The sequence below is a fragment of the Streptomyces sp. BE20 genome (genome assembly GCF_036322525.1).
Taxonomy (GTDB): domain Bacteria; phylum Actinomycetota; class Actinomycetes; order Streptomycetales; family Streptomycetaceae; genus Kitasatospora.
On the sequence record NZ_JAQYWW010001226.1, the window covers coordinates 1 to 506 of the forward strand.

Genomic DNA, 506 nt, shown 5'->3' on the forward strand with positions numbered 1-506 from the left:
CATGTTCACCGAGTCGACCGCGCACCTCGACCAGTCCAGCTCACCTCGCGCGCCGAGCTCCTCCAGGACCACCCGGTGGAGCTTGGCCCAGACCCGGGCCCTGCTCCACTCGGTGAACCGCCGATGCGCAGTCGGGCCGGACGGGCCGAAGCACGGCGGCAGTTGGGCCCAGGTGCACCCGGACGTCGCGACGAACACGATCGCCGCCAGCACCTCGCGATCCCCGTGGCGCCGCCGGCCACCACCCTGCGGGCGCACCGGAGCGTCCGGCACGACCAACTGGAACAACTCCCACAGCTCATCCGGCACCAGCCGCTCAACGATCAGCACACCCGGAGTCTACTCAACCCACCCAAATGAGATGTCTTCTTACGAGTTGGTGCGTGATAGCGGGTGGGGCAGCAGGGGGCTGGTTGAGGTCTGTGGTTCACGTGCCGGCGGTGCGGTCGGAGACGAGGCCGGCGATGGCGCGGTAGGTGTCGGGCAGGGTCTCTCGGCGGTGTGTC

Annotated in this window: 1 protein-coding gene; it reads right to left on the reverse strand. The window is 69.2% G+C overall.

What is annotated here, in order from left to right:
* Nucleotides 1-330: transposase (locus PUR61_RS44875; protein ID WP_329885761.1), on the reverse strand; the 330-nt coding region annotated here is incomplete at its 3' end.
* Between the last annotated feature and the right edge of the window lie 176 nt (nt 331-506).